Source organism: Pseudomonas sp. E1MeOHC2 (assembly GCF_058745025.1).
Window position 1 is genome coordinate 3,478,119 of the sequence record NZ_CP196675.1, and the last position, 25,753, is coordinate 3,503,871.

21 protein-coding genes are annotated in these 25,753 nt (G+C 57.9%); 10 read left to right on the forward strand and 11 right to left on the reverse strand.

The window, feature by feature from the left end; translation table 11 throughout:
* Positions 1-323: 323 nt before the first annotated feature.
* The 3 genes from ACSSU5_RS15710 to ACSSU5_RS15720 form a co-directional block, all read right to left on the reverse strand.
* On the reverse strand, positions 324-1,151 hold the full coding sequence (locus ACSSU5_RS15710) for a peptidoglycan DD-metalloendopeptidase family protein (protein WP_492559239.1): 828 nt from the start codon (positions 1,149-1,151) through the stop codon (positions 324-326).
* Positions 1,152-1,154: 3 nt separating this feature from the next.
* Entirely contained in the window at positions 1,155-2,534 is a 1,380-nt protein-coding gene (gene xseA / locus ACSSU5_RS15715; RefSeq protein ID WP_492559240.1) for an exodeoxyribonuclease VII large subunit, read from the reverse strand.
* Positions 2,535-2,875: 341 nt separating this feature from the next.
* Positions 2,876-3,757 carry a LysR family transcriptional regulator gene (locus tag ACSSU5_RS15720; RefSeq protein WP_492559241.1) on the reverse strand — a complete coding sequence of 294 codons (882 nt, stop codon included), beginning with the start codon at positions 3,755-3,757 and terminating at the stop codon, positions 2,876-2,878.
* Positions 3,758-3,854: 97 nt separating this feature from the next.
* Here ACSSU5_RS15720 and ACSSU5_RS15725 point away from each other — a divergent pair, with 97 nt between their 5' ends.
* The 5 genes from ACSSU5_RS15725 to ACSSU5_RS15745 all read left to right on the forward strand — a co-directional run bounded on the left by ACSSU5_RS15725 (position 3,855) and on the right by ACSSU5_RS15745 (position 9,944).
* Complete coding sequence (locus ACSSU5_RS15725; protein ID WP_264310093.1) at positions 3,855-4,610, forward strand: sulfite exporter TauE/SafE family protein; 756 nt, start codon at positions 3,855-3,857, stop codon at positions 4,608-4,610.
* Positions 4,611-4,656: 46 nt separating this feature from the next.
* A complete protein-coding gene (locus ACSSU5_RS15730) occupies positions 4,657-5,214 on the forward strand; it encodes a sugar ABC transporter ATPase (protein ID WP_264310092.1) in 558 nt (185 codons plus the stop codon).
* Between the two features lie 86 nt (positions 5,215-5,300).
* A complete protein-coding gene (gene guaB / locus ACSSU5_RS15735; RefSeq protein WP_027595680.1) occupies positions 5,301-6,770 on the forward strand; it encodes an IMP dehydrogenase in 1,470 nt (489 codons plus the stop codon).
* Positions 6,771-6,848: 78 nt separating this feature from the next.
* Positions 6,849-8,426: a glutamine-hydrolyzing GMP synthase gene (gene guaA, locus ACSSU5_RS15740; protein ID WP_264310091.1), complete on the forward strand. Its 1,578-nt coding sequence runs from the start codon at positions 6,849-6,851 to the stop codon at positions 8,424-8,426.
* Positions 8,427-8,732: 306 nt separating this feature from the next.
* The gene (locus ACSSU5_RS15745) at positions 8,733-9,944 is read left to right on the forward strand and encodes a tyrosine-type recombinase/integrase (protein ID WP_492561325.1); all 1,212 of its coding nucleotides are present in this window, start codon (positions 8,733-8,735) and stop codon (positions 9,942-9,944) included.
* A gap of 168 nt (positions 9,945-10,112) precedes the next feature.
* Here the strand turns inward: ACSSU5_RS15745 and ACSSU5_RS15750 are convergent, their stop codons facing one another.
* Complete coding sequence (locus ACSSU5_RS15750; RefSeq protein WP_492559242.1) at positions 10,113-12,746, reverse strand: DEAD/DEAH box helicase; 2,634 nt, start codon at positions 12,744-12,746, stop codon at positions 10,113-10,115.
* Between the two features lie 11 nt (positions 12,747-12,757).
* Entirely contained in the window at positions 12,758-14,344 is a 1,587-nt protein-coding gene (locus ACSSU5_RS15755) for a site-specific DNA-methyltransferase (RefSeq protein ID WP_492559243.1), read from the reverse strand.
* A gap of 208 nt (positions 14,345-14,552) precedes the next feature.
* On the opposite strand from ACSSU5_RS15755, the gene ACSSU5_RS15760 reads away from it, so the two are divergent.
* Positions 14,553-15,296, forward strand: a complete 744-nt coding sequence (locus ACSSU5_RS15760) for an abortive infection family protein (RefSeq protein ID WP_492559244.1) — start codon at positions 14,553-14,555, stop codon at positions 15,294-15,296.
* A gap of 225 nt (positions 15,297-15,521) precedes the next feature.
* Here ACSSU5_RS15760 and ACSSU5_RS15765 read toward each other — a convergent pair whose 3' ends face one another.
* On the reverse strand, positions 15,522-16,463 hold the full coding sequence (locus tag ACSSU5_RS15765) for a LuxR family transcriptional regulator (RefSeq protein WP_492559245.1): 942 nt from the start codon (positions 16,461-16,463) through the stop codon (positions 15,522-15,524).
* Positions 16,464-16,554: 91 nt separating this feature from the next.
* On the opposite strand from ACSSU5_RS15765, the gene ACSSU5_RS15770 reads away from it, so the two are divergent.
* Together ACSSU5_RS15770 and ACSSU5_RS15775 are read left to right on the forward strand one after the other, a co-directional pair.
* Positions 16,555-16,773 carry a helix-turn-helix transcriptional regulator gene (locus ACSSU5_RS15770; RefSeq protein ID WP_492559246.1) on the forward strand — a complete coding sequence of 73 codons (219 nt, stop codon included), beginning with the start codon at positions 16,555-16,557 and terminating at the stop codon, positions 16,771-16,773.
* A 126-nt stretch (positions 16,774-16,899) separates the two neighbouring features.
* Complete coding sequence (locus tag ACSSU5_RS15775; RefSeq protein WP_492559247.1) at positions 16,900-18,276, forward strand: replication protein; 1,377 nt, start codon at positions 16,900-16,902, stop codon at positions 18,274-18,276.
* A gap of 267 nt (positions 18,277-18,543) precedes the next feature.
* Here ACSSU5_RS15775 and ACSSU5_RS15780 read toward each other — a convergent pair whose 3' ends face one another.
* The 5 genes from ACSSU5_RS15780 to ACSSU5_RS15800 form a co-directional block, all read right to left on the reverse strand.
* Positions 18,544-18,864 carry a hypothetical protein gene (locus tag ACSSU5_RS15780; protein WP_492559248.1) on the reverse strand — a complete coding sequence of 107 codons (321 nt, stop codon included), beginning with the start codon at positions 18,862-18,864 and terminating at the stop codon, positions 18,544-18,546.
* A gap of 2 nt (positions 18,865-18,866) precedes the next feature.
* Positions 18,867-20,453, reverse strand: a complete 1,587-nt coding sequence (gene trbL, locus ACSSU5_RS15785; RefSeq protein ID WP_492559249.1) for a P-type conjugative transfer protein TrbL — start codon at positions 20,451-20,453, stop codon at positions 18,867-18,869.
* A gap of 193 nt (positions 20,454-20,646) precedes the next feature.
* Positions 20,647-21,444: a P-type conjugative transfer protein TrbJ gene (gene trbJ / locus ACSSU5_RS15790; protein WP_492559250.1), complete on the reverse strand. Its 798-nt coding sequence runs from the start codon at positions 21,442-21,444 to the stop codon at positions 20,647-20,649.
* Positions 21,445-21,709: 265 nt separating this feature from the next.
* Positions 21,710-21,934 carry a hypothetical protein gene (locus tag ACSSU5_RS15795; RefSeq protein WP_083285080.1) on the reverse strand — a complete coding sequence of 75 codons (225 nt, stop codon included), beginning with the start codon at positions 21,932-21,934 and terminating at the stop codon, positions 21,710-21,712.
* 2 nt (positions 21,935-21,936) lie between these two features.
* A complete protein-coding gene (locus tag ACSSU5_RS15800; protein WP_492559251.1) occupies positions 21,937-22,146 on the reverse strand; it encodes a TraC family protein in 210 nt (69 codons plus the stop codon).
* Between the two features lie 490 nt (positions 22,147-22,636).
* Here ACSSU5_RS15800 and ACSSU5_RS15805 point away from each other — a divergent pair, with 490 nt between their 5' ends.
* Together ACSSU5_RS15805 and ACSSU5_RS15810 are read left to right on the forward strand one after the other, a co-directional pair.
* Entirely contained in the window at positions 22,637-23,008 is a 372-nt protein-coding gene (locus tag ACSSU5_RS15805; protein ID WP_492559252.1) for a plasmid mobilization protein, read from the forward strand.
* A 649-nt stretch (positions 23,009-23,657) separates the two neighbouring features.
* Positions 23,658-25,463, forward strand: coding sequence for a DEAD/DEAH box helicase (locus ACSSU5_RS15810; RefSeq protein WP_492559253.1), 1,806 nt, complete (start codon positions 23,658-23,660; stop codon positions 25,461-25,463).
* Positions 25,464-25,753 lie beyond the last annotated feature (290 nt).

Genomic DNA, 25,753 nt, shown 5'->3' on the forward strand with positions numbered 1-25,753 from the left:
ACCAGGCAGAGGCTGCGATGTTGTCGGAGCAGAATGAGGGTGCTGGAGGTTTTCATGCCTCAACCCTAACCAGTGGGGTGAGGGATGGCAAGTGTTCGTAGAAAATTGAGAGGAATGCTTAAAAAAAGTGGGATGGCGAGATTTTGTAGCGCTTTTTACTGCAAGGCTTTGAGGTTTTTGCGCGGTACTTTTTGATGGCGCAAGACAAGGGAAGTCAGGGTGTTTGTGCCAGCCTCTTCGCGGGCAAGCCCGCTCCCACAGGGATCTGCGGCGTCGCCAGCCCTGTGAGAGCGGGCTTGCCCGCGAAGAGGCTGGCGCCGATCTCAGGGTTGAAACGCGCCAATGAAGATGGCTGGATCTACCCGCGCATCATTCAAGCTGACATTCCAATGCATGTGCGGCCTGGTCGCCCGCCCGGTCGAGCCAACCCGGCCCACCACATCCCCGCGACGCAGCGCCTGCCCCACCTTCGCATCGATCTTCGACATGTGGCAGAACATGCTGATAAAACCCTGGCCATGGTCGACAAACACGGTACGGCCATTGAAGAAGTAATCACCCACCAGGATCACCTTGCCATTGGCCGGGGTCTTGATCGGCGTGCCGGCGGGCACGGCGAAGTCCAGCCCGGCATGCGGGTTGCGCTCTTCGCCGTTGAAGAAGCGGCGCACGCCGAACTTGCTCGACAGCGGGCCTGTGACCGGCTTGTCGAGTATCAGGTTGCTTGGCAGGGTCGGGCTGAAGCTGCGGTAGGCCTTGATCTGCTCGGCCAGTTCGCGGTCGATGCGCTTGAGGTCGGCCGGGTTCGGGTTGACCTGGCGCGTGTTCTTCAGGGTGATGCGCTGCTCGGGGTACTGCTTGCTGCCGACTGTGAAGGGCAGGCTGCGGCCACCTTGGCTCAGCACCGCGGTGCCGGGTTTTTGGGTCAGCGGGATGCCGACGATCGCCAGCCAGTTGTCCTGCTCCTTGACCACCAGCACCGGCTTGCCGTCAAAGCGCGCGTTTGGCGCTGTGCTGCCGGGGCCTAGATCGACCACCGCCACACCGCCGGGCACCGGTTTGTTCAAGGCGCGGGTGATATAGCTGGCCTGGGCGCCGCTGGCCAGCAACAGCAGGGAAAGGGCGAGCAGGGGCGCGAACAGGCGGGGCATGAGTCAGTCCAGTAGTGAGAGGGTGACGGGCGTCAGGTGGTTGTCTTCGACGCGCACCTGCAGTTCGCCCTCATTGAGGCGGGCGGTCAGGCGCTGGCCGTTGTGGGTTTGCTCGGCGCTGCGGATGGCCTGGCCACGCTCATCGAGCAGGATGCTGTAGCCGCGGGCAAGGGTGGCCAGCGGGCTGACCACTTGCAGCGTCTGCAGTTGCGCCTGGAAGCGCTGGCGGCGGTCCTTGAGGACCTCGCGCATGGCCCGCGGCAGGCGTTCGGCGAGGCTGTCCAGGCGCTGGTTCAGGAGCTTCAGGGTACGGCCCGGGTGTTGCGCGGCCAGGCGGGTGTCGAGGCGCCCCAAGCGCTCGCGGCGCTGGTTGAGGTTGAGCATGAAGGCACGGCGCAAGCGCATGTCCAGGTCGTCCAGGCGCTGGGCTTGCTGGCGTAGCCGCTCACCCGGATGGCGCAGGCGTCGGGCCAGCGATTCCACGCGCAGGCGGTCGTGGCTCAGGCGGTTTTGCATGCGCAGCAGCAGGCGCCGTTGCAGGCCGTCGAGGCGCTGCTGCAGGCCACTGTTGTCAGGGGCCAGCAGTTCGGCGGCGGCCGATGGCGTGGGGGCGCGTACGTCGGCGACAAAATCGCAGATCGACACATCGGTCTCATGGCCGACGGCACTGACGATGGGCGTGACGCAAGCGGCCACGGCACGTGCCACGGCTTCCTCGTTGAAGCTCCACAGGTCTTCCAGCGAGCCGCCGCCACGGGCCAGGATCAGCGCATCGAAACCAAGGCTGTCGGCCAGTTGTACAGCGCGCACGATCTGCGCGATGGACTCGCGGCCCTGTACCGCCGTGGGGATCAGGTTCAGTTCAACCTGCGGGGCACGGCGGCCGAATACGCTGATGATGTCGCGGATCACCGCACCGGTGGGCGAGGTGATGATGCCGATGCGCTGCGGGTGGGCCGGCAGCGGCTTCTTGCGCTCGGCGCTGAATAGGCCCTCGGCGCCAAGTTTTTCTTTCAGTGCCTCGAACGCCAGGCGCAGGGCGCCATCCCCGGCAGGTTCGACACTGTCGAGAATCAGCTGATAGTCGCCACGGCCTTCGAACAGCGAGACCTTGCCGCGTACGCGCACCGCCAGGCCGTCGCGCAGGGCCTGGCGGACGCGGGTGGCGTTCTGGCGGAACAGCGCGCAGCGCACCTGGGCGCCGCTGTCCTTGAGGGTGAAGTACATGTGGCCGGAGGCCGGGCGGGCGAGGTTGGATATCTCGCCTTCCACCCAGACACTGCGGAACACGTCCTCCAGCAGCACACGAGCGCGGCCGTTGAGCTGGCTGACGGTAAGGACCTCGCGGTCCAGGCCGAGTCGTTCGAAGGGGTCTTTGATCATGGCGGGCATCATAAAGGACATCGGGTGGTGGCGGGAATTGGGTTGGGGCTGGCAGGTGTAGGGCGGTGGATTTTTAGCGCCTTTGAGATCGAGCGCCGCCCGCGCGGCGCAAGGCCGCTCCCACATTTGTTTCGGGCCAGTCAGGCCTGTGGCATGGGCGCGCGACCGCCTTGTTTGTCCAACTCGATATTGAGGTGGGCGCCAAGGGGCCGCGCGCGAATTTGTCAGGAATAATTGGCCCGAAACAAATGTGGGAGCGGCCTTGCGTCGCGATGCGCCGCGCGGGCGGCGCTCGATCTCAAGAGCGCAGAAGATCTACCGTCATGCACCACTGCCTCCCATCACGCCCCCTGCATCGCCGCCAAAAACTGCCGCACCATCACCCCCGCATCCCGCCGACACGCCAGTGCCACAGTACTCTCACAAACCTCCCCCAGCGCCACGAACCTGACCGATGCCGGCGCAATCTCGCGCATGCATGCCGGCAACAACGCCACCCCGAACCCCGCCTGAATCAACTGCAACTGCGTGGTCTTGCGTGAAACCACCTGGGCCGCCTGCGGAAAGAACCCCGCATTCATGCACAGCGAGGCCGACAAGTAGCTCAACCCGCCGCGATCGCGGTGAGGAATGGAAATGAACCGTTCCCCACGCAGTTGCTCCAGTTGCACGACCGGCGCTTCAGCCAAGGGGTGCCCGGCGGCGACGGCCAACAATAAAGGCTCGCTGAACAATTCATGCAGCACCACGCCCTCATGCTGGCGCAGCACCGGCAGGCGCAGCAGGCCGATATCCAGCCGCCCAGCAGCGATATCCTCCAACTGCGCCTCCGAGGATTGCTGCGCGATCTCCAGTGCAATCCCTGGGTTGCCTTGCAGGTAGCTGCCCAGGCGAGCCAGCAGTGGCCCGGTCAGCGGCACGGTGCTGGAGTGGTTCAGGCGCAGGCTGCCTTGCAGGCCGTCGCCCATGTCGCGGGTGATGCGCTCGGCCTGTGCCAGGTCGGCCAGCAAGCGGCGGGCACGCTGCAAAAAGGCGTCCCCCGCGAGCGTCAGACGCGGCAGGCGTGCGGTCCGCTCGAACAGCGGCGTGCCCAGGTGCTGCTCCAGCTCCTTGATCTGCCGGCTCAGCGCCGACTGGGCGATGTACAGCCGCTCGGCGGCGGCGCTGAAACTGCCGCTCTCGGCGATTTCCACGAAGTAACGCAACTGGCGGATCGACGTCATGTCATGCCTTTTCGAGATGGGTGATGGCGCAAACGCATATTAGTCGGCATGGCTCATGGCTGGCTAACCTTTGCATGACTTTTCAGGAACACACGCCATGCTCACCCAATTGTCCTTTTCCGGCCTCGACTGGCTGCCCATCCTGCTCGGTGTTGGCCTGGCCTACATCGTCTTCGGTATTGCCGGTTTCGGCACTGCACTGGTCGCAGCCCCGGTGCTGATCCACTTCATGCCGCTGTCCCGGATCATCCCGCTGTTGGTGCTGCTGGACTTCGTTGCGGCATTCGGCAACCTGCTGCCGTCGCGCCGGGATGTGGTGCGCGGTGAGTTGATGCGCCTGCTGCCCTTCATGGCGATAGGGTGCACCCTGGGGGTGGTGTTTTTGCTGCGGCTCAAGTCCGACCTGCTGCTGTTGCTGATGGGTTTGTTCGTCAGCGCCTATGCGTTCTATAACCTGGCGGTGAAGGTGCGCCCGGCGAACCTGTCCGGCGTCTGGGCGGTGCCCATGGGTACGGTAGGGGGCTTGTTCGGCGCGTTGTTCGGCAGTGGTGGTTTTCTTTATGCGCTGTATCTGAGCGCCCGCCTGGAGGCGAAAGAGCAGGTGCGGGCTACCCAGAGCGCGCTGATCAGTTGCAGCACGGTCGTACGCCTGTCGCTGTTCCTGCTCGCCGGGGTTTACGCCGACAGCAGCCTGCTGCTGCTCGCGGCCTGCCTGTTACCGGTAATGTTCATCGGGCTGTGGGTGGGGCGCCGGCTGACCCTGAAACTGTCCCGCGAGGCCTTTGTGCGCCTGGTCACCTGGCTGGTGCTGGCCAGCGGCTTGGCCATGATCGGTCGCTACCTGAGCCTGTGAGCGGTAGAATTGTTTCATTACCGCAGTTCGCAGGCTTGCTTCCTTAATGAACACCCAGTGCATCATCGTCCCCAAGCTTTCCACCGTCCCGGCCCACGAAGCCCGCGCCCGGGCGATCGTGCGCTGGCTGGTGCGCGAGAAAATCGTCGAAGAGCAACTGACCACCTGTGGCCGCACCGGCAACCGCATGGGCCATGCCTTGGCCGAAGGTGCACGCAAGGTGGCCCTGCATCCCGAGAAGCTGCCATTCGGTGAGCAGGCCAACGGCCTGGAGATCATGCTCAAGCGCTGCATCTACACCCCGACCGACGGTTTTCTTGAAGAAGCCGGTTGCCCGGAGTGCCGCCGTGAAGTCGGCGAGCCGCTGTTCGAGAGCCTCGAAGAGTGGATGCCAAGGGTCAGTGACAATTTCACCTGCCCGCTGTGCGGCTTCGAAGACGACATCAATGGCTTTCTTTACCTGCAGCCATGTGCCTTTTCCAACCTGGGGTTCATCTTCAACAACTGGGGCGAGGCCGGATTTACTCAGGCCTTTCTCGACAGCTTCGCCGACTGGTTGGATCAGCCAGTGGCCGTGGTGCAGGTAAAAGTGCCACAAGGCTGACCGAAGGCCCTTATTTTGCATTGAGCGGCGCGCCGTGGATGAGTATAATGGCGCGCTTCCATTTTTCCCGCCCGGGAGCCCCCGCGATGCTGCGTATCAGCCAAGAAGCCCTGACTTTCGACGATATCCTCCTTGTACCTGGCTACTCCGAGGTACTGCCCAATGAAGTCAGTCTCAAGACCCGTTTGACTCGTGGCATCGAGCTGAACATCCCTCTGGTTTCCGCCGCCATGGATACCGTGACCGAAGCGCGTCTGGCCATTGCCATGGCTCAGGAAGGCGGCATCGGCATCATCCACAAGAACATGACCATCGAACAGCAGGCCGGCGAAGTGCGCAAGGTCAAGAAGTTCGAGGCTGGCGTGGTCAAGGACCCGATCACCATCGAAGCCGACGCCACCGTGCGTGACCTGTTCGACCTGACCCGCCTGAACAACATCTCGGGTGTTCCGGTGCTGGAGAACGGTGACCTGGTCGGTATCGTCACTTCCCGTGACGTGCGCTTCGAAACCCGTCTGGATGCCAAGGTTCGCGACGTGATGACGCCTAAAGAGCGTCTGGTCACCGTGCGCGAAGGCGCCAACAAGAACGAAGTCCGCGAGCTGCTGCACAAGCACCGCCTGGAAAAAGTCCTGATCGTCGACGACAAGTTCAGCCTCAAGGGCATGATGACCGTCAAGGACATCGAAAAAGCCAAGGCCTACCCGCTGGCCAGCAAAGACGACCAAGGTCGTCTGCGCGTCGGCGCGGCAGTCGGCACCGGCAAGGACACCGGCGAGCGCGTAGCCGCGCTGGTTGCCGCCGGCGTTGACGTGGTGGTGGTCGACACCGCCCACGGTCACTCCAAAGGCGTGATCGACCGCGTACGCTGGGTCAAAGAGACCTACCCGCAAGTGCAGGTGATTGGCGGCAACATCGCCACCGGCGCTGCGGCCAAGGCCCTGGCTGAAGCTGGCGCTGACGCCGTCAAGGTCGGTATCGGCCCAGGCTCGATCTGCACCACCCGCATCGTCGCCGGTGTCGGCGTGCCGCAAATCAGCGCCATCGCCAACGTCGCCGCCGCACTGGAAGGCACGGGCGTGCCGCTGATCGCCGACGGTGGCATCCGCTTCTCGGGTGACCTGTCCAAGGCCATCGTTGCCGGTGCTTCCTGCGTGATGATGGGTTCGATGTTCGCCGGTACCGAAGAGGCCCCGGGTGAAGTCGAGCTGTTCCAGGGCCGTTCCTACAAGGCCTACCGCGGCATGGGCTCGCTGGGTGCCATGGCACAGGCGCAGGGCTCTTCCGACCGTTACTTCCAGGACTCCTCGGCCGGCGCCGAGAAGCTGGTACCGGAAGGCATTGAAGGCCGCGTACCGTACAAAGGTGCCTTGGCTGCGATCATCCACCAGCTGATGGGCGGCCTGCGTTCGTCCATGGGCTACACCGGCAGCGCGACCATCGAAGAGATGCGCACCAAGCCGGAATTCGTACGCATCACCGGTGCCGGCATGGCCGAGTCCCACGTGCATGACGTGCAGATCACCAAAGAAGCCCCTAACTACCGCGTAGGCTGAGGCTTCCAGCAACAGTTGCACGCGGGGCTGTCACGACAGCCCCGCGTCGTTTCCGATTTCCACTGACGAGATTGAGTCATGGCCCTCGACATTCACGCTCACCGCATCCTGATCCTCGATTTCGGTTCCCAGTACACCCAACTGATCGCCCGCCGCGTGCGCGAGATCGGTGTCTACTGCGAACTGCATCCGTTCGACATGGACGATGAAGCGATCCGCGAATTCAACCCGCGCGGCATCATCCTCGCTGGCGGCCCCGAGTCGGTCCACGAAGCCAACAGCCCGCGTGCACCGCAGGCGGTGTTCGACCTGAACGTACCGCTGCTGGGCATCTGCTACGGCATGCAGACCATGGCCGAACAGCTGGGCGGCAAGGTTACCGGGTCCGACCTGCGCGAATTCGGTTATGCCCGCGTTGACGTGGTCGGCAAGAGCCGCCTGCTCGACGGCATCGAAGACCATGTGGACGCCGATGGCGTACTGGGCCTGGACGTCTGGATGAGCCACGGTGACAAGGTCACCCAGATGCCTGGCGACTTCCACGTGCTGGCCAGCACCCCGAGCTGCCCAATTGCCGGCATGTTCGATGACGCGCGCGGCTACTACGGCGTGCAGTTCCACCCAGAAGTGACCCACACCAAGCAGGGCGGCCGTATCCTCTCGCGCTTCGTGCAGGACATCTGCGGCTGCGAAGCCTTGTGGACCCCGTCCAACATCGTCGAAGACGCCATCGCCCAGGTGCGTGAGCAAGTCGGTTCGGCAAACGTCCTGCTGGGCCTGTCCGGCGGCGTTGACTCCTCCGTGGTTGCCGCGCTGCTGCACCGCGCCATCGGCGACCAGCTGACCTGCGTATTCGTCGACAACGGCCTGCTGCGCCTGCACGAAGGCGACCAGGTGATGGCCATGTTCAAAGAGAACATGGGCGTCAAGGTGATCCGTGCCGATGCCGAGGAGCAGTTCCTGGGTAACCTGGAAGGCGAAGCGGACCCGGAGAAGAAGCGCAAGATCATCGGCCGCACCTTCATCGACATCTTCGATGCCGAAGCCAGCAAGCTGGACAACATCCAGTTCCTCGCCCAGGGCACCATCTACCCTGACGTGATCGAGTCGGCCGGCGCCAAGAGCGGCAAGGCCCACGTGATCAAGTCGCACCACAACGTCGGTGGCCTGCCAGAGGAAATGAACCTCAAGCTGGTCGAGCCGCTGCGCGAGCTGTTCAAGGACGAAGTCCGCAAGATCGGCTTGGAACTGGGCCTGCCGTACGACATGGTCTACCGCCACCCGTTCCCAGGCCCAGGCCTGGGCGTGCGGATTCTCGGTGAAGTGAAGAAGGAATACGCCGACATCCTGCGTCGCGCTGACCACATCTTCATCGAAGAATTGCGCAAAGCCGACTGGTACCACAAGACCAGCCAGGCCTTCGTGGTGTTCCAGCCGGTCAAATCGGTTGGCGTCGTTGGCGACGGCCGTCGTTACGCCTGGGTCGTGGCCCTGCGTGCCGTCGAGACCGTGGACTTCATGACCGCGCGTTGGGCACACCTGCCGTACGAGCTGTTGGAGACCGTCAGCGGCCGCATCATCAACGAAATCGAAGGCATCTCGCGCGTTACTTACGACGTATCGAGCAAGCCGCCGGCCACGATCGAGTGGGAATGATCCCGCGTCCGGCACTGCCCGGCACGATCTAGCAAAATATGCCCTAGAGCCCGCGTAATTGCGGGCTTTTGGCTTTTTGGGTCTGGCAAATTCGGGTAGCTTTCTGCATCGCCAAGCACGGTGTTTATGTGGCATGGTACGGGGTATTGAATGCATCCAATGCCATGCATGACGCTCAATACCATGTCCCTTGTCCCTGTGTTGGCATGGTATCGAGTTGGCCTAAAGGCCCGGTTTTACTGGGGTATACCCCATTTTCCCGCGCTTTTCGGGGCATGGTATTTTTTCATGGAAATAGTGGAAGCCATGCTCACCGATACCAAGCTTCGAAATCTAAAGTCCCAAGACAAGCTCTACAAAGTGATTGATCGTGATGGCTTGTACGTGGCTGTCACCCCGGCCGGCTCCATCTCCTTTCGCTACAACTACTCCATCAACGGCCGGCAGGAGACCATCACCTTCGGTCGCTATGGCTTAGGGGGGATCACCTTGGCAGAGGCGCGTGAGCGGCTAGGTGAGGCGAAGAAGATGGTCGCCGCCGGTAAGTCTCCAGCAAAGGAAAAAGCACGTGCGAAGGCCCGCACAAAGGGCGCTGAGACCTTTGACGCTTGGGCTGAAAAATGGCTGCGCGGCTATCAGATGGCTGACTCGACACGAGACATGCGCCGATCAGTCTATGAGCGCGAGTTAAAGCCTAAGTTTGGCAATCAGAAGCTGATCGAAATCACTCACGAGGATCTGCGAGCTCTGACGGACACGATTGTGGAGCGGGGCGCGCCTGCAACAGCCGTTCACGCACGTGAGATCGTGCTTCAAGTCTTCCGTTGGGCCATTGAGCGTGGCCAGAAAGTTGAAAATCCGGCAGATCTGGTACGGCCTGCCAGCATCGCGAAATTTGAGCCACGCGACCGGGCGTTGACGCCTGACGAGATTGCGCTGATGTACCAGTACATGGACAGAATTGGTACCGCGGCTTCGGTTCGTGCAGCGGCCAAACTCCTCCTGCTGACGATGGTGCGCAAGAGCGAGCTGACCAATGCGACGTGGAGTGAAATCAATTTCAGCGAGGCACTATGGACCATCCCCAAAGATCGCATGAAGCGCCGAAACCCTCATTTGGTGTTTCTGTCCCGGCAAGCATTGGATTTCTTCATCGCCTTGAAAACCTTGGCTGGGGGTTCAGACTACGTTCTGCCATCACGCTACGACTCCGATTTGCCAATGAGTGCAGCCACGATCAATCAGGTACTGACACTCACCTATCGCCTTGCCCTGAAGGAAGGGGTGCCACTAGGCAAATTCGGACCTCACGACCTGCGACGCACGGCCAGCACGCTGTTGCATGAGGCAGGCTATAACTCCGACTGGATCGAGAAATGTTTAGCCCACGAGCAGAAAGGGGTTCGTGCGGTCTACAACAAGGCTGAGTATCGGGATCAGCGTCGTGCGATGTTGCAGGATTGGGCTGATATGATTGATGAATGGACGCTTAAGAAACCTCGAAAAGCAAATGGGTAGCTTGATCGCTCCTCGTTTCAGCAATCGTTTGGAGGGGTACTGCCTTGCACTTTAGCCGCCATATCCATGGTCAATGATGTCTCAAGGCATACCTTTTCTTTGAGATCGCCATCACCTCAGAAACAGGAAAGCCGAAACGGAGCCGGCTTTCCTCTCAAGGTATTATGGCTATAGGTTTTTAAGCAATTCACAGGCATCAGCCCACGAATACGCACCTTCCAAGGGGCTATGCTCGAAGACCATCAGGTAGCGGTAATCCCGCCCAGCACACCTTTCCCAATACTTCCCAAGCTCGATTTTCGCGCTGGAGTCCGAGTTGTCCCGGTCACTGCCCTTTGTCTCCAAAAGGATGATGAGACCTGAGCGCAATTTCAGAACGAAATCAGGGTAGTGGTTGATCGGACCATTCAACACGAAGCCACGACCGCTTGAGTTCCTATGCCACCACCGGACGTTTTCACAGTCCGACAGGAATTCGGACATGCGCTCTTCAAGACCATTGCCCTTCTCTTCACGAACGTACAGAGAATTCTCTGCCGCGAGTGGGGCTTTCTGCCGTGGAGCAATCTCCATTGGTAGTTGGTAGGAAGGTCGTGTGTCCACCTTGTTCAGGTCGATCCACTGCTTGAAGCGCCTGCGCGAGAAGCCCAGCATTTCACTTCGCACGCGCTGCTTGATGCTCTCAACATAGGCATGCTGCTGTTCAAGCACTTCATCCAACTGACCGGCACTCAGCCGTGCCAGAATCTTGCGGATGTACGCCTGCAAATCAGCCTCAGCCAACGGCGGCATCTTGCCCAGCCAGTTACCCACCAGCCCTGTGAGCTGACGACGCTTACCCTCTGAATCCAAGCTGGAGAGGTAGTCCTTCAGCTTGCGAATCTCGTTGTCCTTCAACTGAATCTTCGTAGGTTCGTAGTCACCCTGCGCACTACCCACACGAAGCAGATCGAGCTTCACCAAATCGCCGCTCACAGGAGCAACGGAAAAATCGTTCACGTCGCAATCTGCCAGACGAAACTCTTGGTCAAGCAACTGAGATTTGTCGAGAAGCACCCCGCCGTCTTCGTCAGCGAAAATCAACCCAGCAGGCGCTTTCCGGTAGAACTGGGGTAGCTTGAGTTCTTTTATCTCATCGACGAATTCAGGTCGGAGGGAGAACAGTTCCATTGCGCCTCTCACGTCATTGGGGATGTGCTTGCCGCCGTTGGTAGCCGTAGCAGCTACCAGCTCTGCATTGGCTTGGCGCGCAGCCTCCAACGTCGATTCAAGGAAGTCGTCGCCACTCGATTCACTGCCGTTACTCAGTTCACCGCCGCCGCTCGATGACAACTCAAAAGGTTCTGAATCACCCTCAGAAGTGTTCGTGACGAATAGCCCCGGCTGAGGTTTTGTTGGCTCAGGCGTAACTGTTTTCGAGGACTGATTATCTGGCTTGGAATCGTTCGAAACGAGGTCAGGAGTCCTGAAATCCGCACGGCTAAAACCAGCTCTGTTCAGACCGATAACGATCCTTTCCAACGTCTGACTGAAGACACTAGAAGCCGTCAGCACGTAGCTCATGTTGAGTGGTTCATGACCATGAGCGCGAACGTATGGCTGTCGCAAAATCCGACCAAGAATTTGCTCCACATCAACCGCAGACGACCTGTCAGCCAAGGTCGCGAGGATGTAGGCAAACGGGCAATCCCAACCTTCTTTCAAGGCGTTCACGGTGATGATGAACCGAACCGGGCAGGACGGGGACATGAGGTCCAAACCGCTCAGCTCATCCTTGTCAGCAGTCTTGATCTTGATCCAGTCTTCGGCAATCCCATGTTCCAGCAGTTCAGCCTTCACCAGCTCGAAGGTTTTGGCATCTGCCTTGGTTTTGCTTTCAGCCTGCAGCAACACGATGGGTCGGATGTAAGCACCACCAGTCTGCTCTTCTGCCTTCGCCTCAGCTTCGAGACGTGCCCTCAAATCAATCGCATGAGCAATGACAGAGTTACGACTTGGAAGGTTTCTCACGATGACTGGCAACTTGACCATGTGCTGGTCACGCATAACCAGAGCATCAACGAAGCTGATAATATTCGCCCCGGTTCGCGGGGTAGCGGTCAATTCAAATACAAAGCTTGGATTGAGGTTGCGAAGCATGTCTTGAGACAGGCTACTGGTCACGTTGTGGCTTTCATCAACGATGATGACTGGCTTCAAACCTGCCATCGATGCGACCAGAGAGTAAGGGTCAACACCCTCACCTACCGCCACAGCCGTGGACGCCAAGTCATCCAGCGCACTGTTCTCTTGGTAAAGCTTTCGGTCATCCTTGTTGCGCGCTTTCAAGCTGTCATACGTCAGCACAGCTACGACAAGACCGTCTTCCACCTCATCCCGAGACAGGAATCCAGACAGCAAATCGCGCTTATCCATGATGCTCACACGACCTTCAAACAGACGGTTCAGCGCCTGTCGGTAAGGATGTGTCGGATTACGCAGCGCCCTCAGAACCTGATCCAGAATAGACAGCGAAGGAACGAGCCACAGGCACAAACGAGCATCACCTTGGCGCTTCTGCAGCGCACTGAAAATGCTCGAAACGGCATGGAGTCCGATGAAAGTTTTACCACCGGCAGTCGGCACCTTCGCACACACTTGTGGAGCGCCGTGCGGAGCTGGCTGATAACCGGGCATCTTGGTCGCGCCCAGTGCATCCCAATGAGCGCGATAGGCTAACTGAGGGTCATCACACGCGGTCCAGCGACGAAGGAACAGCTCAAGATCTTCAACGACCTGACTCTGATAGGTGTTCAATTGCATTTTATAAATCCTCAGAGTCGAGCAATGTCGCGTGGAATTTTCTTGAAGCCAATGCCGTGCCGACGCATGAAGTCCTCACCAAGAGCCAACTGGTCAGCGTAAACCAGTACAGGTCCAGCGACCTTCACCAGCTCTGCCAGAAGCTCAAGGTCGAGCGTGGTTACAGAGTGTTCCTCATAAGCGAAGAAGACTCGCAGACCATTTGCTTCGCCAAGCCAGTAGCGGTGCTGACTTTCAGCAGATGACGAACCAGTGCCCTGAACGACTCCTTCCTGCCATGCGACATAGCTTCGGATTGCATCGATTCCGGCAGCGGGGTTCAGGTTGCCGTATTCCACAAACAAAGGCTCACCCAATGCGTAATAGGTGAAACCGCCACCCAGCCCCGCCACTGCCTTGCTCTCTTCGCCATAGCCATTCGCAACCCGCTTGATGCGTTCAGCGGTAAGCGATTCGGCGTAATCCATCATCTCAATCAGGATGAAGCGTCTAGTCCCTTCGTCTTGGGCGTTCGCCTTCAAAACGGCGTGTCCGGTCGTACCAGACCCGGCATAGGAATCGAGGATGATGGAGTCGCTATCAGCAGCAATGTCCAAAATTCGACCAATCAGGCTACTAGGCTTTGGCGTATCGAAAGACGAAGAACCGGAGAAGATAGCCCGCATTTCGTTCTTGGAGCTGCGATTGCTGCCCACGTCCTTTTTCCACAACGTGCGGGGCACCAAGTCACCCACCTCGTTGAGATACCGCTTGATGCTTGGACGGGCATCGCCGGTTGGGCCCCACCAGACACGACCCTCAGCATCGAGAGCGCGCAGCTTTTCCTCAGAGACACGCCAGAAGCGCCCCGGAGGTGGAGAGAAATCACGCCCGGTCGGACCTGTGATGGTGAACAGCCCCTTGGAATAAGGCTTGTTGGCAAAAGGATCGCCCGCAATCCAAGGACCGTTGGGGTCGTCATCTGGATTGTCGTAGATGGAATCCGACTCAGCAGTACGAGGCAGCCGAGCAGGAACCCAATTGGGACGTTTCGAGTAGACCAAAATGTAGTCATGGTCTGTAGAGAATTGGCTCGCGGAATTCCGAGGCGAATCCGCTTTTTCCCAAATCACGCAGGTCACGAAATTCCCAACGCCGAATATCTCATCTAGAACCGGACGAAGAATACCCACCGCGTTGTCATCAATCGAAACCCAAATTGATCCGTCTTCGGAAAGCAGTCGATGAAGAAGCTTTAGACGTGGATACATCATGCAGAGCCATTTGTCTTGACGGCTCATATCCTCGTTTTCTTTACCGACTACTTTTCCAAGCCATTTTCTGATTCGTGGATCATTAACGTTGTCGTTGTAGACCCAGTTTTCATTGCCGGTATTATAGGGCGGATCGATGTAAACACATTTCACTTTTCCCTCATATTCAGGCAGCAAACTTTTGAGAGCTTCCAGATTATCGCCGTGGATAATCTTGTTATCGAAGCTGTTCTTCGGCAGGCTCTCTTGAGCTGAAAAGGTGAATTGCTCGCGCAAAACGCGATAGGTTACATCCCGATGATGGTTTCGGACTTGATCCTTTCCCACCCAGTGCAATGTAGGCATGGTGCTAGCCTTGTCCTCGAAAAATGAAGCAGAAACCTGCCTCCCAAGGCAGCCGGTGATTTGACACCATGATCCTCTCCAAGGCAAGCAGGGACTGGCTCTCTAGGCACTGTCAATCAGCCTCACATTGGACGCGACGTGCTTGGAACCGTAGGGTTCACGCCCTAAGATGGCTGTATGACATACCCCAACGGTTCAGGGCATTCCTATGCATCCTTTGTCAGAAGAAGCAGAAGCTCTCCAGCACATGCTGGTCTCGCAGGCTACAGGCGGTAGTGAAGACGATACGGCGTACCTGATGCTCAGGCGCACGATTCTCGACGATCCCACCCTCGCGACGATGGTCCCTCGGTGCGTGAACACATGCCGCAGTCTCAGTCAGTTCTGGCAGTTCATCAAGAATAAGTACGGCACCTATGCCGAACGCCGAACCTACTTGTGGGATGAATTTCGCCCATTGCTGGACTACGTAGAGAAAGGTGGATCGTCACCAGCAGACCACGTTGTCACTGGAGCGATTGAACGGTTTGATTCGGAGCATGTGAGGGTTGCTTGGACGAAATCCTTGGAGCGCCGCACCACTGATCCAGAAGGCGCAATCACGATGGCGCGCACGCTTCTGGAATCCGTCTGCAAACACATTCTTGAAGAAGCTGGGATCGACTACGACGATACCCCGGACCTCAACAAGCTCTACCGCCAAACCGCTGAATTGCTCAACCTTGCCCCCTCTCAACACACAGAAAAAGTCTTCAAGCAGATCCTCGGCGGCTGCACGTCAGTGGTAGAAGGCCTAGGCGCGCTGAGGAACCGCCTGAGCGACTCCCACGGCACTGGAAAAGGAGGGGTGAAACCAGCTCCACGGCATGCTGAATTGGCGGTGAACCTTGCTGGCTCTCTCGCTCTGTACCTGCTCAGCACCTGGGAAGCAAAACCGCCTACCATGACATGAGGATTGGTACACGCAGTTTTCTACAATAACCGTGGAGTAAACCTGTTTAGCTCCATTCCGAGAATCGCTTCACCAATGACTGCTACGGGTCTTCATTTGCCGTTCGTGGATGGTTGCTTTCGCCCCCTTCGCTATGCAAAAGGCTGTTCAGATCGATGCAAGTTGTTGGATACGTAGAAAGCAAAGGTGCGGTCATGCTATGTGCTATTACGCACCTTGGGGCACTCACCTTGTCGGAAGTCGAAAGCAGTCAGGAATTGAGCGAAGAGCTTTGGATACTGCTTGGCGCTCAATCTCCAATCTGCGGGCGATTTCAGACTGGTTGAAACCGAATTTTTGAAGCACGAGAATTTGCTTTCTTCGGTCTGTCAGCTTCATGTCCACCATTAGTCGAGCGAGATTTCTTAGCTCCGCTTCGTCCGTTAGGTGTAGGGTTTGGCTGAGCATGTATCGAAAGATATACGCGTCGACTAGTTCATCACCTGACTTTGCATGAGGCTCTGCTCGTATTGCGCATTGTCTGCTCAATCTGGCCAACTCTAGGTCGAATTGCGCTACCGATCTCATTGCTTGCCTGTAAGCCGGGTTCCAGCGCCCATCTGGTGTCTTGGGGCGGTGGGTGGTGCAGTACAGGTTGCTCAGGCGTAGATGTTCGTCAAGGTCGCGCTGGCCTTCACCTTCAGCGAACAATGCAAGCTCTGCTCGTGTGCCACAGAACCTACAAAATCCCTTCAAGCGTTGACCGTTCAAACCGCCCATATCCTTGTTAGACGGTTGCTTGCGCTTACATGCCAGTACCAGTTCTATCAACGTCTCAAGTGTCGCAATGAAGCAGCGATCATCTCCCGACTGTTTGTCATGCGTCAGAACAAAAGCCCTTAGCAGTTGACGCTGTAGGCGAACCATGGCGGCAATACCAACCAGCTGCATAATCGCGCTGAACGCTACATTCGTGCCCGCTCCGGGTATATGACCCTGATAACGCGATGGAAGCGTTTCGGCGTATGCCGCCACGGCAGGGTCGATAAGCTCTTCGACCAGGCGAACGATCGAATAGCGTTTAGATGCTGTGGAGTAGGGCTCCCAGCGATCAAGGAATCGGTGTAGGGCGTCTGTGACGGTGGCGTCACACCCCTCCCAGATAGCTATGGTCGATTGTTTTTTCATGTCAACCATTCTAGCCAACCATTCCGTCGAAGCAATAGGCACCTAGAGGCACGATCAGGCACACATTCGTTGTGACTGATAGGGCCTAGCTATGCATCCATCGAGCAAAAAACTCATCGACAAAAAAACACTCCTGGCGATGATCCCACTGTGTGAGCGCACGATCTATAACTTTGAAATGAAGGGTAAATTCCCACGTCGAATTGCGGTCAGCAGCCGCAAGGTTGTGTGGGATTTGGCCGAAGTAGAGGAATGGATTGATACATGCAGGGAGGCTGGCCCCGCTCCTAGGCCAGGAGTGGCAGTCTGAGCGGTGCGGGCCGAGCCTGAGGCAAGGTCTATATCGCGTCCTTGCTCAGACACTGCAAACGCTCTGGTAGAGCTGACTAGCGCCAGTTCACAGCTTGCGCTTTTCAGTGCTCAAGACGAAGCGGAGATGTACCACGATAGGACGAGAGCCGGTTTTTTTTCGTTGCTCGTCGATTCCCGAGGTGAAAAGCGCCAGTCTTCTCATCGTTTGGCTGATATGCCAAAAGTGCTCAGTGTATTGGACAAAAAACGTGACACGTGGATGTCGCAAGCAGAGTTTATCCGACCCAATAGGCGAGTCGTTAATCTTCTGCGGCTGGGCCTGCTGTTCGCCGACCTCGACACCTACCGCGTGCCCGCGCTGGCCGGGCGCTTGCCTGACCAACTGGCCGCATCTGTCCTGTACTTCTGCGCCGACGACGGTTTGCCGCCGCCGTCCGTGCTGATCTACAGCGGCCGGGGCATACAGGCCAAGTGGCTTCTGGAGGGCACGATTCCACGACAAGCCCTGCCCCGCTGGAACGCCTGCCAACGCTACCTTGTGGATCGCCTAGCGCACGTTGGCGCCGATCCGATGGCCAAGGACGCCAGCCGCGTGCTCCGCACCGTCGAGACGGTCAACAGCAAGAGCGGCGAGGTCTGCCGCGTGGTTCATGTTCAGAGCGGCCAAGATGGCCAACCGATCCGCTACAACTTCGAGTATCTTGCCGAGGCCCTGCTACCGGCGGCCCGCTGGACTATCGAGCAGCAACGGCAGGAGCAACAGAAGCAGGCCGAGCAACGCGCAACGAGAAAGCCTTTCCTTTTGGTGTCCGGCGGCAAAGCCGACAATCTGCGCGGGTTCTCCGGCCGACAGCTCGCGTGGGATCGCCTCGAAGACCTGCGCAAGCTGGCCGAGCTGCGCGGCGGCGTTGGGGAAGGTAGCCGGATGCAGCACCTGTTCTGGCGGTTGAACTTCCTGCTGCTGTCCGGGGCTACCAACAGCAAGCAGATGTACCACGAAGCGGCGGCGCTGGCCCGCGAGCTCGATCCACAGTGGAATAGCCGCTCGAAAGAGCTTATGACCCTGTTCAGCAAGGCCAAAGCCTACGAGGCCGGGGAGAAAGTCAGCTTTGGCGGCAGGGACTACGCGCCGCTGTACACGCCGAAGAACGACACCCTTATCAACCTGTTCGGGATCACCGTCGACGAACAACGCCAACTCAAGACCATTGTCAGCCGGGTCGAGGCTGCAGATCGAGATAGGAGGCGGCACGAGCTTCGTAGGCGAGCTGCCGGATCTGTAGACCGAGAAACCTACCTTGAGGCTGCCAACGCTAAGCAGGCGCAGGCGCAGGCCCTCAGACGCGAAGGCTTGAGCGTGCGAGCCATCGCTAAGCAAATGGGGGTGTCCGTGGGGGCCATCTCGGGCTACCTCAAAGCTCCGGCCGTAGAGTGTTCAGAGTCCGTCCGTATTACTAATGGCGAAGCCCCCGCGCTTTTGACGGCGGCCCATCCAAGCTGATAGTCCAGGTGTTCAAAGTCCGTGCGTATTACTAATGGCAGAGCCTTCCGGGCTATAGATCAAGGCTGTCTGGGGTTGTCGTTCTGATTGCGTACCAGTAGGGCGCTGATCCGAAGTAATAAGGCGGCTCAGATTTTGAGCTCAGGGGGATAGTACGCGTACGTGCGGGATGTCTCGCGGCGTGAGCTGAGACAAGTCTGTGCGTAATACTTAGATTTGGTGTCTCCGGGAAAACAATCCCCCACACTCTGGCGGGGGATTGTAGGGTCAGCGCTTGCCGGGTGAGTCGAGCCTTTGGGCTTCCTGCTCCGTTCGGATCGCCGTCAGAATTTGCTGGGCTTGAGCAGCATTGCGCTTGCTACCAAGCAGCGGGAGGCGATTCAGATGCTGCACTCCAGAAAACATGTGAAAGGAAGCCGAAAGGGCCAGCGGGCTAACTCGAAGCTGCAACGCGGTACATTGTCGATCCAGTCTATCGAGCAATGGCCCATAGCCTTTGCTTCGTAGCCAACGGCCGAGCGCCCACATGCCAATGGCTAAAGTGGAGGCGAGTACTACGAATCCAGCGAATATTAGAATGCTATTCATGGCTATTTTTCCGGTTGGTGGTTGCTTGAGGTTATGCTCGAAACGTCGAGGCGGCCGGAATTCGAGCTGGTGTTCGTATCTGGTCGAATGACGTTGGGCTCTATACCTGCGGCTTCCGCAGCTGGCTCTGCGGGCGTGGTCGAACTGGAGTCACTGGGAGCTGACAGCGGAAGACCAGCACCAAGAGACGCTGAGTGCGCATTCTCCATGCCGGGCACTGACAGCGAGGCGATCACACCGAGTGCTTTTGCCCCACCATTGGCCGCTTGGGACAGTGCGCTGCCGGAACTGACAGCTCCACCTTTTGGTATCGCTTCTTGATCATTGTCACCGCCGCTCCGCGCGGCCTTCCCTGCCTGCTTAGCGGCCTGATGAACGCCGTGGCTGGGCGTAGCCGATGGGGTAGCTGCACCACCGCTAGTCTTCGCACCTGCGAAGCTTGCCTCCTTGGTCGCTGCGCCGCCGCCAGTGCTGGTCCCCACGCCGGAGGATGTTGCGCCACCTACAGACGAAGCGGCACCACCGGCGGAGCTTGCACCGGCAAAGCTAGAGTTGATAGCCCCTGCCAGACCGCCGCTGCTGATGCCACCGGCACCCGCTGCACCTGCAGCACCACTGCTACCAGCAGAGCCGAGAGCACCGGCAGCGGCAGGAGCGGCCGTCCCGGCGGTGGCGATGGTCGCGATTGCCGCCGCTGCACCGGCAGCACCAGCCGCCGCCATACCACCGATGGCTGATCCACCACCCATCGAGGTGCCACTTATCATGCCGCCGATGAGGTCAGGAATGGTCTTTGTCAGATAGCAGCACACCAAGGCCAGACCAACCATCGTCATCAACGACGCTTCGTCATTGGTGTAGGCGGCCAACCACTGCTTGGCCGACTGAACGATCAGGCCGACGATCAGCGTTAAGACGAACAGCTTGGCTCCGATTGCGACGGTGAAACGCATTGGGGCGACTGCAAAGTCACGCGTCCATTGTGAGCCGCCAAAGCCAAAGAACAGCACCGAAGCATTGATGATGACGTAAGACTCTACGAGAGTTACGAACATGAATGCAGCGATGAAGGCGAAACACGCCAATACAAGGATTGCGCAAACTGCGATCAGAAGTCCTTTGGCCGGCGAAAACACTGATATGCCCTTCACCATGGTGCGGCCAAAATCCAGTGCAACCGCCAGCATATCGCCGGGTTCTAACGCACGCCCGAGACCGCTCGCAGATGCCGCCGCATCGCGGAAACTATCGACAATGGCAGATGACCACTCCACCGAGTACTTCATAACGGCAAGGAAGAAACCGACCACCAGGACGAAGCGCATCAGCTCGCCGACAATCTCGCCGAAGTCGGCTTGCTTCATGACCAGAGGCATGAACGTCCAGATGAACTGAATCGAGGCCAACAGCCAGAATAATCTGATCGCGTAGTCATACAGCTTTCCTGACCACTGGTGCGACTGCTGTAAAACGAGGTCGAGTAGGCCCTGCACCGATGTGTCAGCATGGGAAAGGTCGGTCGCGGCCATAGCATTTCCGCTCACGAATGCACTCGCTAAGGCGAGGAACAACAGTAGGCGAGTATCCATAGCTAGTACCCCTTAACACCGCCGCGAGTGTTCGGGCGTGCTTCAAACGAGGTATCAGCGTCACGCTGTTGCCGTTGGTGCTCAGTCACCGAGGTACATTCGCTGTTGCTTTGAACTGCCACGGTGACCATAAAACCGGTTAGTGCTGAGCCGGAGCAGATCAACGCGATGAGCCATTTCGAAATAGTCATTCTCAGTACCCCTTCACGCCGCCGCGTGTGTTTTTGCGCGCTTCAAACTGCTGTTCGGTAGCTTCGCTGGCTGCTGTACGGTCACCCTGCTGAGCCAGATAGTTGCCCTGCATGTTGATTTGCGTAGCCAACAGATCGCGCAGCTTTTGCAACTGGTGTACGTTCTGTGAGGCTATTTCGTTGCCCGCCTGAAGTACTTGCATCCGGCCCACAGCCGACAGTGAGCGGGTCATCATGCGGTCAAGCTGCTCGCCCTCAGACTCAAAGGTGCTGGTATTGAGGTTCGCCGCTTCTAGCGCAGCTTTCACGTTATCGCGGCCTTGCTTAGACCACGTCTGATAGCGATCTTGTGCCGGTGACTCAGCCGAGTTGGCAGCTTGATTCAGGTACGAATTGAAACCGGGGAAAGCCGTGTTGAACTGCGAATCCATGTTCTGGATTTGGCGGCCCAACGCCTGCGAGCGCTCGTAGATGTTCATAATGTTTTTAAGATCAGCCGCGATACTGCCGAACATCGAATCAGGCAAGCCCGTGCCCTGCGTGATCATGCTTTGATACTGCTGCACCTGGGTTTGCAGTTGCTCGGCGGTGTTCAGAGCCGTGTTAACCGCCTCAGCGTACTCAAACATTTGCTGATAGAACGTGGAGCAATTTGCGCAGTAGATGGCGTAAGCCGTGGCAGGTGCAATGTATAAGGTCCCGCCAACTAAGCTGGTTCCGGCCATCGCAATGCTCAAAGCCGCATGACGCCCGGCTTTGCGTACACGGGACGACGCTTTTATGAGTAATTCCCTTTCCATGCCGAATACCTCATTTCTAACCTTGGTGGCTCGATTATTTACCGATATTGGTCTGTTTAAAATATGCGGATAACTATGCTATCCGCATAAAGTTCTCGAGGTCTGCCCGTACACTGTCCGGTATCTGGGCGAGAGATAACAACTATCGGTCTGATTTATAAGGCGTTAATTGTGAGGAGGGGAGGGGTTAGGTTTGTCCGGTTTTATACGTTTTACGGACACAAAAAAGTCCACCGGAGTGGACTTTTTAACGAGAGCGGCAGAGTCAATGTGCTGAATAGTATGGATTCTGCGCTCGGTAGGGGGCACGCTCCGCCTTAGGTATGCGCAGCGCGTCGAGATGCCAGTCTTCGAGGGATAAAGCCAGCTCAGCCGCGATGCGCTGGGCTTCAGTAACATTTTCGGTAGCCCGGTTACTGGCTCGACCGAGGCAGGCTTGCAATTCGTCGAGTCGACTGGCAAATGCGCTGATGCGGTGAGCTGTCTTCATGGTCAATTCCCCTTGCTGATCTTTTCCACTATTCGGTCGAATGCTTCCCGGACTTGATCGTCCGTAAGCTTCAGATTAACCAATCCTGACTTTATTGCAATTCTGCCGATTCTCTCAGCGGCCTCATTGTCGAGTTTTGCCAGTCGTGCTTTAGCGGTTTCCAGTTCGGAAATGGCGTCAGAACGGCGCTCAGCGAGAGTTTTGCGTGCCATTGATTGCTCCGATATATCTGATGATTTTCTTCGGTAAAGGGGCGTAAGCCTATGAATGCTCTCATTCGCGATGCGTAATTTTCAAGATGCAAGCTTTGCAATATTAGTCGTGCTCGCCACCAATCAGTCTGTTTTGGTGCCCGATGTTAGATAATTCAATTGACCTAGTTCGCTGTGGCGGCTTTATGCGATTCTGCGCGACTCTATGCGATTGAGACCATTTATTAACGCGGCGGTATGCGAATGTATGCGAATGTATGCGAACTTACGCGAATCTACACGATTAGACGAAATGCAAATGGCATTTCTGCTCCAGTTGCATAGAATCGCATAGGAATAGACGGCAAGATATGTGTTGTACGGGTACGGGCAAGCCCGTCCCCATCCAACACCGCCCCTTATTCGCCTTAGGCTCAACGGCATCTTGCTCTGCGAGGCGTACGTTCGCTGCCGCGTCTAAAGGGAGAGCACAGCAACATCAGGAGCAGCCATGACTGACGGCACCAAAGGAAAATCACCGGCTCGACGGCGCGGAAAACCCATAGAGGTTTGGGTCACCGATGAAGAAAAGGCGACGATTACTGCGCGGGCTAAGGAAGCAGGTATGGCACGCTCAGCCTATCTGCGAGCTCTGAGTTTGAATACACCTGTAAAGTCAGTCGTTGACCTGGGCGCAGTGACTGACTTGGCGAAGTTGAATGGCGACCTCGGACGGGTTGCCGGTCTATTGAAACTCTGGCTTGCTGATAAGCGTGGAGAAGGCGCAAGCGCCATTGATGTGGAAAGCGTAATGATGGAATTTCGGAGGTTACAGGTGGCCATCGGAATGAAGATGGGAGCGATTATTAAATCTCATAGGTAAACTCACTGCTCTGAACAGTTTTTGGATTGTGCAATCCACAAAGACCGATGGCCGGTTGGCTGTCCCTCTGACTGACTTGAGCTCGATGCCGTCGCTCAATTCTTCGGCGTATGCTAACGGTGTCTCTTGATGAGAGGAGGGAGGATCGAATGAGGGATCGACCGCACAGTGAGGCAATGTCCGAGCAGCTTCGTGCTGATCCTGCATATGCGGCTGAATTACTTGCCGATGTGTTACGCGAAGGCGACCCAGCAGAGCTGGCTATTTTGTTACAACAGCTAACCCTCGCGTTTGGAACGCAGAGCCAGGCCCCGCATGCCCGATCCCGGTGAGTCATCGCACGGGGGGCTCAGGGGGGCTTTGCAAGCTGTCGGATTGCTTCCGACTGCTTGATCACGACATGCCGGGATAGATAACCCAGCACCTACCCCGCCCGACCGCGACCGAGACTGCGAAGGTATTGGTGGCACGCCCTAGATACTCCGTGTTACAGAACGCGATGGCAGCTGCCATAAATTTGAGGCCACTGGCGCGGTACAGCTATTGTTCGAAGTTGTGATCCCGGATTTCGCCTAAACGGTTGAATAAGACTGCAATCGTCAGCGAATTCTGTTGTGACAAAGCCCCCAACCCTTACGGAAGGACCCATATGACAAACCCATTCCAGGACCGTGAGCCACACATCGAGAATAACGAACGTATCCGCACTCCCCAGAAAGGCGTGTTCCTAGCGCTGAACGAGGTTTTCGCGGCGGGTGGCGAAGAGCGTGAGTTCGCAGTAATACTGCCGGTCGGATGTGGCAAGTCCGGGAGCATCACGATATCGCCTTTTGCCTTCCGCTCGCGGCGGACGCTGGTGGTCGCGCCAGGCGTGGCCATCGCTCAGCAGTTAGCCGGTGATTTCGACCCGTCCAATCCCAACATGTTCTACCAGAAGTGCGCGGTGCTCGTCGGCGCGCCCTATCCTGAGCCTGTCGAAATCCGAGGGACGACGACCAACCGGGCTGATTTGGACGAGGCGCACGTCGTCATTACTAATATTCAGCAGCTCCAAGGCGGCGACTCGAACCGCTGGCTGCGCCAACTGCCGGCCGACTACTTCGACCTGATTCTCGTCGATGAGGGTCACCATGGTTTAGCCGACAGCTGGCAGGCTCTCAAGGCGCAGTTTCCCGAAGCGCAGATCGTCAACTTCAGCGCGACACCGATGCGCGCTGATGGCCAGCTCATGGAGGGGCGCGTCATCTATACGTACCCTATTTTCGAAGCTATCCGCGAAGGCTATGTCAAACGCCTTAAGGCCGTGCAGCTGAACCCTCGCACGCTCCGGTACGTGCGCCGTGAAGACGGTCAGGAGATCGAGGTAGGGCTTGACGAGGTGCGCAGGCTGGGTGAGGAGGACGCCGATTTCCGCCGTAGCATCGTAACTTCTACCGAAACGCTGAACACTATTGTGGATGCTTCAATCCGAGAGCTGCGCCGGCTGCGCGGGGAGACTGGCGAGGCCCGACTGAAGATTATCGCCTCGGCTCTAAACTACGAACACTGCCGGCAAGTCGTCGAAGCCTACGTCGCACGTGGTCTGCGTGCTAGTTACGTGCATTCGCGAGAGAACGCGCCGGCGAACCAGAGAGTGATGCAGCGGCTGGAAAGCCATGAGCTCGATGTGATCGTCCAGGTGCGCAAGCTCGGCGAAGGGTTTGACCATCCGTACCTGTCCGTGGCCGCCGTGTTCAGCATCTTTAGTAACCTGTCTCCGTTCGTTCAGTTCGTCGGCCGCATCATGCGCGTAATACGGCAGAACGCTCCCGGCGACGTCCTCAACCAGGGCGTCGTCGTGTTCCATGCTGGTGCGAACATCGCCAGACGTTGGGCTGACTTCCAGGAGTTTAGCGAGGCCGACCGGGACTATTTCGAACAGTTGCTGCCGGTGGAGGAAGTCGATCCAGATCATGCCCCCGTCGAGCGACAGGTGGAGCCTGTGCCCCATGATTTGGACGGCGTGGAGGTGCGCAGTCAGTCCGATATACACGTCGAGGAGATTCCACTACTGCTGGACGATGAGGCCCTGGCGGCTCTTCGCGTGCTGCAGGAGCGCGGATATACCGCGAACGATGTTGCGGCTGCTTACCAGACCTTGCAGCCACTCCCGACAACTCGTGTACGCGAGCGGCAGGCGATGCGTGATGGACTTCCGATTCGAGTTCGAACGGCAGCTGGACGGATTCTCGGCGAGCGGGACATCAACCCGAATGGTCGCGAGCTCGATACGCGACATCTTGGTAGGACGAACTTGATCGTGATGATTGCTGCCATAAACAGTCAGATAAATACCTTTGTCGGTATGGGAACGGGACAACGGCACGAGTTCACGCGCGAGATGCACGACCGGATTGACCAAGGGTTCGACGGCATCCTCGCGGCAGCCGTAAGGGAGGTGTTCGGTGGCAATTAAGTCGCTCGTTACCCATGTCGAAATAGATACCGCTGGCAAGGCCCATAACTGTCAAGCCAGTGCCAAGCACCGTATCGAGAAGGGCGATGTGCGCCTGAAGGTCAGAAACGGCCGGAGTTGGGATCACTACTGCCTAGACTGTGCGAAGAAAATAATTGGACGGGATATAGAGAAGCTCCAGGCGATCCAAGACATGCGGCCTCCTGCCTAGCTATCATCGAAAGGGGCCGGTTGGAATCGGGACAACACATATGGCCTATGACGACAACGAAACGGGCGCTAACGGCATC